The sequence below is a fragment of the Arthrobacter sp. MYb23 genome (assembly GCF_002979775.1).
Lineage (GTDB): Bacteria > Actinomycetota > Actinomycetes > Actinomycetales > Micrococcaceae > Arthrobacter.
This window is the reverse complement of sequence record NZ_PCPR01000003.1, coordinates 155,877-168,991: the sequence shown is the minus strand read 5'-3', so window position 1 is coordinate 168,991 and position 13,115 is coordinate 155,877. Positions and strand designations below refer to the sequence as shown.

The following is a 13,115-nucleotide window of genomic DNA, read 5'->3' as shown; positions in this document are numbered from 1 at the left end:
CCCAGTAAGCCGCGATGACTCCGGGGGTGTACGACAGCGCAATGCCGGGCGTCGCAAAAGGAACGCCCAAGGCATGACTGTACGTGCTTCTCCCATCCAGACTTTAACTGTCGGTACCGGAATTTCACCAGTTCAACCGTCTGCCACCGAACATCCAATTTCTTGGAAGCCAATGGCTCGCGGGTCGCGGACTATAACCGCCGGTTCGGACTTACACCGACCCCGGAGCACGTATGTGTGTTGTTATTCTGCCACAACTACGAAGGTGCCCCGGCTATTCCCGGGCCATTTTCGTAACATGTGGTGACGACTTTCAGGCGGTTGTTCGAGCAGCGGCCTGACCCGCTGCACGGAGCCGATCGATCGCCGCCGCGGGATCCTGGTGCCCGTAAACTGCCGAGCCCGCAACGAAGACGTTCGCTCCGGCTTCAGCCGCCCGCGCAATGGTCTCCTCGGTAATGCCGCCATCCACCTGGATGGCGACACCGATGCCCGAACCCTCGATTGCTGCCCTGGCACGCCGGATCTTGGGCAAGGTGATGTCCAAGAATGACTGTCCCCCAAATCCGGGCTCCACCGTCATGATCAACAGCATGTCCAGTTCGCTGAGCATGTCCAGGTACGGCTCCACGGGTGTGGCCGGACGCAGCGCCATGCCGGCCTTGGAGCCTCTGGCGCGCAGTTCGCGCGCCAGCTTGACTGGCGCCATGGCAGCTTCGGCATGGAACGTCACCGAAGCGACACCCGCGTCTGCGTAGGCAGGAGCCCAGCGGTCGGCGTCGGAGATCATCAAATGCGCGTCCAGCGGAACCGGGCTGACTGCTTGAATCCTTTGCACCACGGGCAGGCCCAGCGTCAGGTTGGGCACGAAATGGTTGTCCATGACGTCCACGTGGACAGCATCTGCATTGCTGATTCGCTGCAGTTCCGCCTCAAGGTTGACGAAATCCGCTGACAGAATGCTCGGGTTGATACAGCACTGAGACAAAGCAGCCCCTTGGGATCGGTGATGGTCGGAAGAGTCGGTGAGGTGGGAACGAGTGGGCCGCGCCGAAGGAGACGAACCCCTGCAGCGTGGCCTTCGCGGCTACGGCTTCTTGCGGATGATCGCCATGAACATGGCATCCGTCTGGTGAACGTGCGGCCACAACTGGGCCGTGAGCTCGTGACCAGCGTCTAGATTGCCGGTAAGGCTGACGTTGTCCAGTGCTTGCCCGGCGTCCAGCAGTACAAGGTCCTCACGCTTGGCCAGCACGTCGGTAACGACCGCTGTGGTTTCGGCCGGATGCGGCGAACACGTCACGTAGGCCACCACTCCACCGGGCTTAACGGCATCCAGCGCGGACTTCAACAAGTCACGCTGCAAGGGGCCCAAGTCTCCGATGTCCTTCGGAGAGCGGCGCCACCGGGATTCCGGCCGCCTCCGCAAGGCACCAAGACCACTGCAAGGTACGTCCACCAGGACGCGGTCAAAAGTTTCAGGCTGCTCCGCACCCACTTCACGGCCGTCGCCTGTCCGTACAGTCCAAGCCTCATCCGGCACAGCCGATAGGGCTTGCTGGACAAGTTTCGCCCGGTGCGGGGCGGGCTCATTGGCCAGGAGGGTTGCACCGTCGCGGTATGCCAAGGCAGCCAGGAGCGCCGCCTTGCCACCAGGGCCCGCGCACAAGTCCAACCATCGCTCACCCTGCGCAGGCGAGCCACCCAGCTCGACTCCTGCCAAAGCCCGGGCCACAAGTTGGGATCCCACGTCCTGAACGCGCGTGGTGCCGCGTCGGACCGATTCAAAACGTCCAAGGTCCCCACCGGCAGAAAGAGCTGAATCCTCCACCAACTCACCTGCTGTGGCCCCATGGTCGAAGGCCTCGTCCAGGTTACCCAGGCCAGGCAAAGCCACCAGGTTAACCACCGGAGCCGCGTTATCGGCCTCAAGGAGGGCATCAATCTCGGTCTTGGGGCGCCCGTGGTTCACCAGCGATTGACGTAGTGCCCGGACTATCCATTCCGGGTGGGCGTGGCGCAGGGCAGCGATCTTGGTCTCGTCGGTTTCGCCATCCAGAAGAATCTCCAGCCACTCCCCCATGCTGTGGGCAGTCACCTTGCGAAGTACGGCGTTGATGAGGGCGGAGGGGCCGGCTCCGATGACCGCGCGTGCCAGGCCGACAGTCTGGTCCAGCGCCGCATGCGCGGGAACACGCATGGAAAGCAGCTGGTGCGCGCCAATCCGCAAGGCATCCAGGATGGCGGGATCAAGTTGCTCCAGAGGGCGGTCCACGCAACGGGCCAGGATGGCATCATAGGTTCCTTGCCCACGCAAGGCCCCGTAGCTCAATTCAGTGGCGAAGCCGGCGTCCCGACGGTCCAGGCGGTGCTCCCGGATACGAGCCGGCAAGACCAGGTTTGCGTAAGCATCTTCGGAAGCAACCGCGCGGAGAACTTCGAAAGCCACGAGTCGGGCTGGATCAGCGCGACGCGTACGCTGCGAGGGAGCGTTATTGGTGAAGCCCCTCTGAGGTCCTCTGTTCCGCTCCCGGCCCTGGGCGTTGCGTTTGCTCTCGCCGCCGCCTCCACGGTTGCCTTGTGAGCCGCGGTTTCCCGCCCCGCCACCGTCCCGGCTCCCGCTGTTGTTGGGGCCTCGCCGGCCGGACTCGCTCATTCGAATACCACTCTCTCGGGTGTTGCCAAGCCGCGCGCCCAATCGGCGGACGACATCATTTTCTTACCGGCCGGTTGGATCCGGCCAAGCTCCACTGCATGGGACCCGGTGCCCACCAGGACTGACTTGCCATCCACCCGAATATTTCCCGGCGGAAGATCCTTGATGTCGGGCCGAAGCGCTACTGGTTCGAGTTTGATCCTCTGGCCCTCCAAGGTGGTCCAGGCCCCGGGTTCAGGGGTAACGCCGCGCGCGCGGCGGTTCAAGGCAAGGGCCGGCTGCTGCCAGTCCAGGCGTCCGTCGTCGAGCGTCAGCTTGGGGGCCAGGGAAATCTCCCCCTGCTGCGGCACTGGAGCAGCCTGACCGGCGTCGATTGCCGAAAGTGTCTGGCTTAGCAGAACTGCGCCGCTGATGGACAACCGCTCCAGGAGATCCCCAGCGGTATCCCCTGGGCGAACAGTTTCAGTAAGTGTCCCGAACACAGGACCGGTGTCCAGGCCTTCTTCAAGCTGGAACGTAGCGGCCCCGGTGACGTCGTCCCCAGCGATGATGGATCGCTGTACAGGGGCAGCACCGCGCCAGGCGGGCAGAAGAGAAAAGTGCAGGTTGACCCAGCCGTGCGTCGGGACACCCAATGCAGCCCTGGGAACAATGCCGCCGTAGGCAACGATCGCGGCGACGTCGGGGTCGAATTCCGCGATTTTGGCTGTGGTCCCGGTGTCAACCTTAGCTGCTCGGATGACCTCGATACCGAGTTCCATGGCACGTGCCGCCACCGGCGAAGGAGTCAGGACGCGTTTGCGCCCCACGGGGGCATCCGGCCGGGTGAGGACAGCAACGATCTCAAATCCCGCTTGAACCAGCACGTTCAACGACGGCACAGCCACAGCAGGCGTTCCTGCGAAGAGGACCCTCACTCGGGAACTCCGAAGCTGCCGCCCCCGAAGCTGGATCCTACGGAATGAGCGCGCTTGGAGGTGGTTTGCTCCGTAATGTCGTGGTAATTGGCGTTCCGGATGGCGCGGAGGGCGGCCTTACGGTCATCGCCTTCCAGCCTGTCCGTATAGAGGACCCCGTCAAGGTGATCTGTCTCGTGTTGGAAGCAGCGGGCCAGCATGCCCTCTGCCTCCACCGAAACCGGATTTCCGTTCAGGTCCACGCCAGTGGCCTTGGTCGCCTGAAAGCGGCGCACGGGGAAACCCAAACCGGGGATGGAGAGGCAACCCTCCACTTCGTCCGGCTGGAAATCTTCACTGTTTTCCAGGACCGGGTTGATGATGTGGCCTTCCACTCCCCCGATCCGGTAGGTAAACACACGCTGGCTGACACCCACCTGGGGCGCAGCAAGGCCGGCGCCGTCAACATCTTCCATGGTTTCCGTCATGTCCGCTACCAGCTTGGCGAGCTCCGGACCGAAATCGGTGACGGGGTCAGCTACGGTGCGCAGCACCGGGTCCCCGATGATTCGGATACTCAAAATTGCCATCTGCTGTCAGTCCTCACGATCGTCAAACCAGGTTCCGGTTGTTGCGGAGCCTAAGCCAGTTTAGTTGAGGTCATGGCCGCCGCAGGTGCTGCGCCGGCGGACGCGAAGACCGGAGGAGCAACAGGCAGCAGCGGCTGCCCGGCCGCCACGACGTCCGCGGACATCTCCCACACCCTCCGAAGGGCGCAGAACTTCCACCAATGATGTTTGAGTATCTCCGGGTTGGCCCGCTGCGGCCTGACTTCGGTCTCGCCGATGGCCACGGCCAGCAGCATCGGGCTATCGCCGTATTTCCACGGTTCCCAGTCACCCGCGACCGGATCCACCAGGCTTTCTTCGGCCTTCATCCCGGCCGCGAGCTGCATAACCACTTTGTCATCCAGGGCTTTCACTGTGCCGTCCCGGGTAGTGCCCTTGGTTTTGTAGTCAATCAGGCAGATGCGGCCGTTGATCCGTGCCACGAGGTCCAATGTCCCGGCATACCCCACCGTCTTGTTCCAAACAGTGATCTCCGGCGCGAGGGGCTCCACTCGGTAGAGCTCCCACCACTCGTCAAAGCGGGCAGCAAAGGCCTGCTCTCCGTGGGATGCGAGATCATCCCTGCACTCCTCCACGCGGTGCGGCCGCCCCATGGCACGCAATGCCACCTGTTCGCAGTAGGTATGCACGCGGTCACCGCGTGCTGCCGCAGCGTCACGGTATATCTCGGCAGCTTTGGAAGCCTTGTTGATTGCCTGGCGGATTTTGGCCGGACTTCCAAGGATGGAAGCAAGTTCAGGATCTGCGGCCAGGCTGCTTGCTCCCATGTAACTGAACCACCCATCCAAGGCATGTGCCTGTTGTCCGATCACTGTGGTGATGGACGGCACGGAAAAGTGCTCGGTAGTGGAGCGGGCGTACATCCGGCCGTAGTCAGTAGCGTGGGCAAGCAGTGGAGCAGTCATACAAAGACTGTGTCACAGAGGACCGACAGAATTCATCCGCGGAAAGATCAGGGCCAGCTGCTCCGGGGAGAGCCTGGCGAGCTTGCCTGCGAGGATCGGGGCGGTCACGGACAGCGCCACCAAAGACGCGGCAGGGATGGTGGAAGCTGGAGGCTCTTCCGATTCGTTGAGTTCGTGCATGCTGATGGGTGCGGCGTCCACGTGGTTCGTGACGCGAAACCCGTCATCCTGAAGGTCACCACAGGACCTTCAAGCCGGCCAGGGGCAAAAGAAAAACCCCGTTTGAACTGACTCAATCAGTCCCAACGGGGTTCATCTTTGCAAACCGGTGGTGGGCGATACTGGGTTCGAACCAGTGACCTCTTCGGTGTGAACGAAGCGCGCTACCACTGCGCCAATCGCCCGGTGCATAGAAAACACTAACGGACCATCGCCGGAATACAAAACGGATCGCGGCCTCCGGCCCGGCACCGAAGTCCGGGAGAACTACAACAGTGGAATTACAGCGATGAAACTTCGCCGGAACCGCGTAAATACAAGGATCCAGCCACCTCCGCATTCAAAGGCAAGCTACCGATTTGGAGTTTGCAGCAACCTCCTATAGAGTTTTTACTCGTCGGAAAGCGACGGAATGCCTGCAAGGCTGCCCGCCGAAACGACACTGCGGACGTAGCTCAGCTGGTAGAGCACCACCTTGCCAAGGTGGATGTCGCGAGTTCGAATCTCGTCGTCCGCTCGCAAGGCACTGTCAAGGCACGAATTCTTCGGAAATCTGCTTACACGGTGGGTTGGCCGAGAGGCGAGGCAGCGGCCTGCAAAGCCGTATACACGGGTTCGAATCCCGTACCCACCTCGGTGAAAACCATGTCTTCCAGCTCTTTGCTGGATGCATGGGCGATTGGCGCAGCGGTAGCGCGCTTCCCTGACACGGAAGAGGTCACTGGTTCGATCCCAGTATCGCCCACCAGAACAAGGCAACTTGTTTGTTGTTGAGGGCCAGGCATATGCCTGGCAAGCAGCATGTGCGGACGTAGCTCAGCTGGTAGAGCACCACCTTGCCAAGGTGGATGTCGCGAGTTCGAATCTCGTCGTCCGCTCTCCTATTGAAGGACCCGGTAACGGGCGATTGGCGCAGCGGTAGCGCGCTTCCCTGACACGGAAGAGGTCACTGGTTCGATCCCAGTATCGCCCACCAGAACAAGGCAACTTGTTTGAAGTTGTTAGCCAGGCATATGCCCGGCTGGCAGCATGTGCGGACGTAGCTCAGCTGGTAGAGCACCACCTTGCCAAGGTGGATGTCGCGAGTTCGAATCTCGTCGTCCGCTCCAAAATAAAGAAAGCAGCTCCCCGGAGCTGCTTTTTTTATGCCCGGATACGGCGAATTCTCAATTCATTCAAGGAAGTAACCGGTACCCCTCGGAAGAAATCGCTTTATCTCATGTGATTCGGCTCGCATAATGTACTGCGAGCTCATCACCGTTCCACGCCAACCGGCAGGAGTACCCCCATGAACCAACAGATTGCTTCCCAGTCTGTCCTAAGGCGCAAGCCCATCGACGATATTGAGGAAGAAAACAAACACAGCGGGCTTTTTAAAAGTCTTGGCCTCTGGCAACTGACAGCGATTGGTGTGGGCGGAATTATCGGCGTCGGCATCTTTTCGCTGGCAGGGCTGGTTGCCCACGGCAGTGACAGCAGCCCGGGCGTGGGTCCCGCTGTTCTCTTCTCCTTCCTGATCGCCGGCCTCGCTTCGGCTGCAGCAGCGTTGTCCTACGCCGAGTTTGCGGGCATGATTCCCCGGGCCGGTTCTGCCTATACCTACGGCTATGTGGCCCTGGGCGAAATCATCGGCTGGTTCATCGGCTGGGACCTCCTGCTTGAATACATCGCGATCGTGGCTGTGGTGGCAATCGGCATCTCAGGCTATTTCGATGCCTTCCTTTCCGGAATCGGAATCCACATGCCCACATGGATGACTTCCACCGCGGATGAGGGCAAAGGCGGCATCATCAACCTCCCCGCCATCCTCGTCTGCCTCCTGGTGACCTGGATCCTCAGCCGTGGCACCAAGGCGTTTGGCCGCTTTGAACTGGTGGCCGTTGCCATCAAGGTGGTTCTGATCCTGTTCATCATCGGCCTGGGCATTTTCTACATCAACACCGAGAACTACAACCCGTTCATGCCCAGCGGCTTCGGCCCGGTCCTGGCCGGTGCAGCAACCGTCTTCTTCGCAGTCTTCGGGTACGACGCCATGAGCACCGCCGCGGAAGAGGCCAAGGACGGCAAGAAGCACATGCCCAAGGCCATCATCTTGTCGCTGATCGTGGCCATGCTGCTTTACGTAGCCGCGACACTGGTGCTCACCGGCATGCAGAACTACAAGGACATCGATCCCACCGCAGGTTTCGCTTCTGCGTTCACCGGCGTCGGATTGCCCGTCATCGCCACCATCATTTCGGTGTTCGCGGTCCTGTCCATCCTCACCGTGATGCTGACCTTCCTGCTCGGCGTCACCCGCGTGTGGTTCTCCATGAGCCGTGACGGCCTGCTCCCGGGCTGGTTTGCCAAGACTGACAAGCATGGCACTCCGCAGCGCGTCACGTGGATCGCCGGTGTTGCCTCGGCGTTCCTTGCCGGCGTCTTCCCCATCAAGGAAGTTGCCGACCTCACGAACATCGGCATCCTGGCCGCCTTTGTGGTGGTCTGCATCTCCGTGATCGTGTTCCGCTACACCAAGCCCAATGCGCCGCGCACGTTCCGCCTGCCATTCATGCCTGTGGTCCCCGCGTTCGGCGTCCTGGCATCGGCCTTCCTCATGTTCCAGCTCCATTGGGAAACCTGGGTCCGGTTCGGCGCATGGCTGGTCATCGGCCTGATCATCTACTTTGCCTACGGTCGCCGGCACTCCCTCATGAACCCGAACAGCCCGCGCCACGCGGTGGAAAGTAAGCCCTTGGCGTAGTTTGTCCACAAGCCTCCGCTGACCTCTTGGCACCTCGGAAAACTGGTGTTAGTGTCTGACGCGGAGGAGCGAACTGGCTCCGCGATGGAAGGGAGGTGCCCGTGGGTTTAATTGACGACCTGAAGGGCAAGGCTCAGGGTCTCATTCAAGGCAACGAAGAAGCCATCAAGAATGGCATCGACAAAGCCGGGGATTTTGTGGACCAGAAGACGGGCGGCAAGTACGCCGGTCACGTCGACAAAGTCCAGAACGCCGCTTCCGACTTCGTGGCCAAGAACGACGGCAAGCCTGCAGAGGCTCCCGTCACGGATGAGCCGAAGCAGCCGTAGCTGCCTGAGCCGCCGTACCAGATACGTCAAGGGGGCACCGGTCCCGCCGCGAGGCGCCACCGGTGCCCTTGGCGTTTAACGGGATACCCGCGTTAATGGAGGTTCGGCTCCATAGGCATCCCCACCGTCGCAGGAAGCCCTGCCTGGTCAGGTATTTTGGACCCTATGCCTTCCGCCTCCCCGTCTACCCGCAACCGGGCCACCCGAAACCGTGCCACCCGCGAGACGCTGGGGCCACCGATCACGGCGGGGATTGTCACAGCGCTGGTGGGGTTCACGTCCTCGTTCGCCGTAGTCCTTGCCGGATTGCAGGCTGTAGGCGCCAATCAGACTCAGGCATCCAGTGGCTTGCTGGCGCTCACCCTCACTTTTGGCTTGGGTATCCTCTGGCTGGCGTGGCGGTCCAGGATGCCGGTAACGCTGGCGTGGTCCACCCCTGGAGCGGCTCTTCTGGCCTCCGCCGGAATGGTCGACGGCGGTTGGCCGGCCGCCGTCGGGGCGTTCCTGATGGTGGGGGCCCTGATCGTCCTGACGGGCTTGTTGCCTGTTCTGGGACGCCTCATGGCGAAGATACCCACCGCCTTGGCGCAGGCCATGCTGGCCGGTGTCCTTCTCCCCCTGTGCCTGGCACCCTTCAAGTCGTTGGGCTCAGCGCCATTGTTTGTTGCCCCCGTGGTGGTGTGCTGGGTTGTCCTGATGAAATTCGCACCCCGTTGGTCCGTCCCAGCGTCACTGTTGGTGGCTTTGGCCGCCATCGGCATCCACATCGTGTCCAACGGAGTCCATGTCCCCAGTGACAGCCTCCTGCCCAGGCTGGAGTGGACCACGCCCATATTTACCGTGGAGGCTGCGGTAGGGCTGGCCCTGCCCTTGTTCATCGTCACCATGGCCTCGCAAAACATTCCCGGGGTCGCAGTGCTCAAGTCCTTCGGATACACCACTCCGTGGCGGTCATCAATGCTGGTCACGGGGGCTGGAACCATGGTGGGTGCACCGTTCGGAGGCCACGCAATCAACCTGGCTGCCCTCAGTGCGGCACTGGCCGCGGGTGAGGAGGCAGGCAAGGATCACAGCCGGCGATGGATCGCTGCGTTCGTCTCCGGCCTGGCGTACCTGGTACTCGCAGCGCTCTCAGCAGCGCTTGTTACATTAGTTGCCGCGGCCCCGTCGGGGCTCCTTGAAGCGGTGGCAGGGCTGGCCCTTCTGGGAACCCTGGCGTCGTCGATCTCGTCAGCATTGGCGGTGGCCGAGGAGCGTATTCCCGCCTGCATTACCTTCCTGCTGGCAGCATCAGGCTTGAGCTTCGCCGGTGTCGGCGCTGCTTTCTGGGCTCTGGCCGGTGGCATCCTGGTTCGCTGGATGCTGAAGAGCCGCGAGCCCCTTCAGAAGCCCTGAATCAGGCGGGCCGCGTAGTTCAGGCGGGGCATAGTTCAGGCGGGCTCGTGGTTTTGGGCCTCGCGTGCCAACGCCGTCAACCTGGAAACAGCCCGGAAGTACTTCTTGGTGTAGCCGCCGGTCATCATCTCATCGGTGAAGAGTTTGTCGAAGGGTACGCCGCTGGCCAGGATCGGCACATCTTTGTCGTAGAGCCTGTCCGCGAGAACCACGAAGCGGAGCGCGACAGCCTGCTCGGTAATGGTTTCAACGTCGCTCCACACCACAGCCTCCACGCCGGAAATGAGCTGCCGGTAGCGGCTGGGGTGGACTGCGGCCAGGTGGTTGACGAGAGTGCCGAAATCATCAACAGCTACGGTCTTCCCGTCGAACTCAGCACGCATCCGGTGCTTGAGCTCTTCAGTCTTGAGCGGCGCGGGGGCCGCGGGCAAGCCTCGGTGACGGAAGTCTTCGCCGTCGATCCTGACGACGTCGAACTGGTCAGCGAGGACCTGTATTTCGCGCTGGAAGTCCACGGCAGCGAAACGCCCTTCACCCAGTGAACCGGGAAGGGTATTGGACGTCGCTGCCAGCTTTACGCCGGCGTCGGCCAGTTCACGCATGAGCCGGGACATGAGCACGGTGTCGCCCGGATCATCAAGTTCGAACTCATCGATGCACACCAGCTTGTAGCTGCTCAGGGCTTCCACGGTCTTGCGGAAGGACAGTGCACCCACGAGGTTGGTGTATTCGACGAACGTGCCGAATGCCTTGGGCCCCGGCGACCTGTGCCAGAGAGATGCCAGAAGGTGGGTCTTGCCCACACCGAAGCCACCGTCGAGGTAGATTCCCGCCCTTGTTGCCGGGGCCTTCTTGGCGAACAACTTCTTGAAAAGACCGCCGCCGTCATCGGAGCCCACACCATCAGCGAAAGCCGACAGCAGCTTCACGGCGTTGGCCTGGCTCGGCTGCGAAGGGTCGGGCCGGTAGCTGTCGAATGATACCTCTCCGAATCGCGGAGACGGGTAGAAACCCTTGAGGAGTTCCTCCACAGAGACTGCCGGTGTGCGGGCAGCCAGTTGTTCGATCTTTACCACGGTGGTCCGTTCCTTCGGTTTTAGGTCCCCAGCAAGAATACCGGCATCTGACGCCCGGAAACCTTCACGTGACCAAGCCCATGTTTCACCGTATGACCGCCGGGAAGCATTCCCCGCCGCCCGTGGTTAGTGTTGAAGCACGCCCGGCCGGCACCTGCACTACTTATCTACGGCCTGGCTCCGACCGTTGTCAGTGAAAGGCCATCACCATGTCCTACCCAGTTGAACAGAACGAAAAGTTTGCAGCGTATGCAAGCCCAGAACGCCTTGTGTCCACTGAGTGGCTCGCGGCAGCCATTGCCGACGGCGCCATTTCCGACGGCAAGCTTGTGGTTGTGGAGTCCGACGAAGACGTTCTCCTCTACGAAACAGGCCACATCCCGGGCGCGGTCAAGATTGACTGGCACACCGACCTGAATGACGAGGTCACCCGCGACTACGTGGACGGCGCCGCCTTTGCCGCCCTCGCTGCCTCCAAGGGCATCTCCCGCGACAGCACCGTGGTCATCTACGGTGACAAGTCCAACTGGTGGGCTGCCTACGCTCTGTGGGTCTTTACGTTGTTCGGCCACGAGGATGTGCGTCTCCTCGATGGCGGCCGCGACAAGTGGATCGCCGAAGGCCGCGAGCTGACCACCGACGTTTCCCGGCCCGCCGTGGGTGAGTACCCGGAAGTGGAGCGCAACGATGCTCCGATCCGCGCCTTCAAGGAAGACGTCCTGGCCCACCTGGGAAACCCCCTTGTTGACGTCCGCTCCCCTGAGGAATACACCGGACAGCGCACGCACATGCCGGCCTACCCGGAAGAGGGCGCACTGCGTGGCGGCCACATTCCCACGGCCGCGTCCATCCCGTGGGCACGCGCCGCTGCTGAAGACGGTACGTACCGGAGCCGTGAAGAGCTGGAGGCGCTCTACTTGGGCGAGGCCGGCTTGGAGCCCGGCGCTGACGTGGTGGCTTACTGCCGCATCGGCGAACGTTCCAGCCACACCTGGTTCGCACTGAAGTACTTGTTGGGCTTTGACTCCGTCCGTAACTACGACGGCTCATGGACCGAGTGGGGCAACGCTGTGCGGGTTCCCATCGTCAAGGGCGCTGATCGCGGTTCCGTTCCGGCTTCCCTCGTCCGCAGCTAGCTTCAGTCGCGTCCAGTCCGCACGTAAATGGCGTCCGTAGTGTTCCGGCACACAAGCTGCATTGGCCGCTGTTGTGCGTAAGCTGGAAGTGATGAGTACCAACACCTTGCCCACCGCCCTGGCGGAAATCGTCGATGACTTCCAAGCACTGACGGAGCCTGACCGCCTGCAACTCCTTCTCGAATTCTCGAAGGGCCTGCCGGAGCTTCCGGAGCGCTTGAAGGACCACCCTGAGCTGCTGGAACAGGTTGTGGAATGCCAGTCACCGCTGTTTCTGACTATCGAGTCCGAGAAAAATCCCGACGGCGGCGCCCGCGCCTACCGGCTCTACTTCAAAGCTCCTCCGGAAGCACCCACAACCCGGGGCTTCGCAGGGGTGTTGCACGAGGGCTTGGATGGGTTGACGGCCGAGGAAATCCTTGCCGTTCCTGACGACATGCCGGAGCTGCTGGGCCTGACCCGGGCCATCACTCCCCTGCGCATGCGGGGAATGACGGCCATGCTTGGCCGGATCAAGCGGAAAGTCGCAGCAGCCACCCGGCTGGAAAGCTGACCGGTTGCGAAACTGACTGGTTGGAAACCGAAGGGCACCACGGAGATGGCCAAAAAGACAGCTTCACAGGGAACGCCGGCAACTGCAGCACTTGCAGCGGCCGGCGTTTCCTTCGTGCTGCACCCCTACGCCCATGATCCCGGGACAGCCAGTTACGGACTGGAAGCAGCAGAAGTCCTTGGCATCGAACCCCAACGGGTTTTTAAGACCCTCATGGTGGAGGTTGAGGGCCACTTGGCAGTGGCGATTGTTCCGGTATCCGGAAACCTGGATCTGAAGTCGGTTGCTGCAGCTCTCGGAGTCAAGAAAGCCGTCATGGCGGACCCCAAGGCTGCGGAACGACGCACCGGTTACGTTGTGGGAGGCATATCGCCGCTGGGACAGCGGCAGGCCTCGTCCACGGTGGTCGACGAGTCCGCCTTGGCTTTCAGCACCATCCTCGTTTCAGGAGGCCGCCGCGGCCTGGATATTGAGCTGGCCCCGGCAGACCTCATCCGGCTCACCAAGGCCCTCACTGCTCCCATCGGCACCAACGACAAGCGCCGAGGCTGACCTCGAACCACCTGGGACCGGACTGC

Annotated in this window: 13 protein-coding genes, 7 tRNA genes and 1 riboswitch; of the genes, 12 read left to right on the top strand and 8 right to left on the bottom strand. The window is 61.9% G+C overall.

The genetic code is table 11. The annotated features are described in order from the left end of the window. Positions 1-79: 79 nt before the first annotated feature. Positions 80-235: riboswitch (FMN riboswitch) on the bottom strand. Between the two features lie 78 nt (positions 236-313). The 7 genes from rpe to CQ020_RS05515 form a co-directional block, all read right to left on the bottom strand. Then, positions 314-988, bottom strand: a complete 675-nt coding sequence (rpe, locus tag CQ020_RS05545) for a ribulose-phosphate 3-epimerase (protein WP_105690911.1) — start codon at positions 986-988, stop codon at positions 314-316. 99 nt (positions 989-1,087) lie between these two features. Next, positions 1,088-2,656, bottom strand: coding sequence for an RsmB/NOP family class I SAM-dependent RNA methyltransferase (locus CQ020_RS05540; RefSeq protein ID WP_105690910.1), 1,569 nt, complete (start codon positions 2,654-2,656; stop codon positions 1,088-1,090). Next, the gene (gene fmt / locus CQ020_RS05535) at positions 2,653-3,573 is read right to left on the bottom strand and encodes a methionyl-tRNA formyltransferase (RefSeq protein ID WP_105690909.1); all 921 of its coding nucleotides are present in this window, start codon (positions 3,571-3,573) and stop codon (positions 2,653-2,655) included. Before fmt ends, CQ020_RS05540 begins: the two co-directional genes overlap by 4 nt. Then, positions 3,570-4,142, bottom strand: a complete 573-nt coding sequence (def, locus tag CQ020_RS05530; RefSeq protein WP_105690908.1) for a peptide deformylase — start codon at positions 4,140-4,142, stop codon at positions 3,570-3,572. The genes fmt and def overlap by 4 nt, the downstream gene beginning before the upstream one ends. A gap of 50 nt (positions 4,143-4,192) precedes the next feature. Beyond that, entirely contained in the window at positions 4,193-5,086 is an 894-nt protein-coding gene (locus CQ020_RS05525) for a cytochrome (RefSeq protein ID WP_105690907.1), read from the bottom strand. A 12-nt stretch (positions 5,087-5,098) separates the two neighbouring features. Continuing rightward, on the bottom strand, positions 5,099-5,287 hold the full coding sequence (locus tag CQ020_RS05520) for a hypothetical protein (protein ID WP_105568112.1): 189 nt from the start codon (positions 5,285-5,287) through the stop codon (positions 5,099-5,101). Positions 5,288-5,415: 128 nt separating this feature from the next. Beyond that, a tRNA-Val gene (locus tag CQ020_RS05515) sits at positions 5,416-5,490 on the bottom strand. A gap of 259 nt (positions 5,491-5,749) precedes the next feature. Between CQ020_RS05515 and CQ020_RS05510 the strand changes: the two genes are divergently transcribed. The 9 genes from CQ020_RS05510 to CQ020_RS05470 all read left to right on the top strand — a co-directional run bounded on the left by CQ020_RS05510 (position 5,750) and on the right by CQ020_RS05470 (position 9,772). Beyond that, positions 5,750-5,822: transfer RNA gene (locus tag CQ020_RS05510), tRNA-Gly, on the top strand. A 46-nt stretch (positions 5,823-5,868) separates the two neighbouring features. Continuing rightward, positions 5,869-5,939: transfer RNA gene (locus CQ020_RS05505), tRNA-Cys, on the top strand. A 39-nt stretch (positions 5,940-5,978) separates the two neighbouring features. Further along, positions 5,979-6,053, top strand: a tRNA-Val gene (locus tag CQ020_RS05500). A gap of 57 nt (positions 6,054-6,110) precedes the next feature. Beyond that, a tRNA-Gly gene (locus CQ020_RS05495) sits at positions 6,111-6,183 on the top strand. Positions 6,184-6,206: 23 nt separating this feature from the next. Further along, positions 6,207-6,281: transfer RNA gene (locus CQ020_RS05490), tRNA-Val, on the top strand. A 57-nt stretch (positions 6,282-6,338) separates the two neighbouring features. Beyond that, positions 6,339-6,414 (top strand) — tRNA-Gly (locus tag CQ020_RS05485). A 179-nt stretch (positions 6,415-6,593) separates the two neighbouring features. After that, the gene (locus CQ020_RS05480) at positions 6,594-8,048 is read left to right on the top strand and encodes an amino acid permease (protein ID WP_105690906.1); all 1,455 of its coding nucleotides are present in this window, start codon (positions 6,594-6,596) and stop codon (positions 8,046-8,048) included. Positions 8,049-8,143: 95 nt separating this feature from the next. Continuing rightward, positions 8,144-8,377 carry an antitoxin gene (locus CQ020_RS05475; RefSeq protein WP_105690905.1) on the top strand — a complete coding sequence of 78 codons (234 nt, stop codon included), beginning with the start codon at positions 8,144-8,146 and terminating at the stop codon, positions 8,375-8,377. A gap of 165 nt (positions 8,378-8,542) precedes the next feature. Further along, complete coding sequence (locus CQ020_RS05470) at positions 8,543-9,772, top strand: benzoate/H(+) symporter BenE family transporter (protein WP_105690904.1); 1,230 nt, start codon at positions 8,543-8,545, stop codon at positions 9,770-9,772. A 35-nt stretch (positions 9,773-9,807) separates the two neighbouring features. On the opposite strand, the gene zapE is transcribed toward CQ020_RS05470, so the two are convergent. Then, on the bottom strand, positions 9,808-10,848 hold the full coding sequence (gene zapE / locus CQ020_RS05465; RefSeq protein WP_105690903.1) for a cell division protein ZapE: 1,041 nt from the start codon (positions 10,846-10,848) through the stop codon (positions 9,808-9,810). A gap of 209 nt (positions 10,849-11,057) precedes the next feature. On the opposite strand from zapE, the gene CQ020_RS05460 reads away from it, so the two are divergent. The 3 genes from CQ020_RS05460 (at position 11,058) to ybaK (ending at position 13,089) form a co-directional block, all read left to right on the top strand. Continuing rightward, on the top strand, positions 11,058-11,984 hold the full coding sequence (locus tag CQ020_RS05460) for a sulfurtransferase (RefSeq protein WP_105690902.1): 927 nt from the start codon (positions 11,058-11,060) through the stop codon (positions 11,982-11,984). Positions 11,985-12,075: 91 nt separating this feature from the next. After that, positions 12,076-12,537, top strand: coding sequence for a SufE family protein (locus tag CQ020_RS05455; protein WP_181151765.1), 462 nt, complete (start codon positions 12,076-12,078; stop codon positions 12,535-12,537). Between the two features lie 45 nt (positions 12,538-12,582). Beyond that, positions 12,583-13,089, top strand: coding sequence for a Cys-tRNA(Pro) deacylase (gene ybaK / locus CQ020_RS05450; protein ID WP_105690901.1), 507 nt, complete (start codon positions 12,583-12,585; stop codon positions 13,087-13,089). The last annotated feature ends 26 nt before the right edge of the window (positions 13,090-13,115 follow it).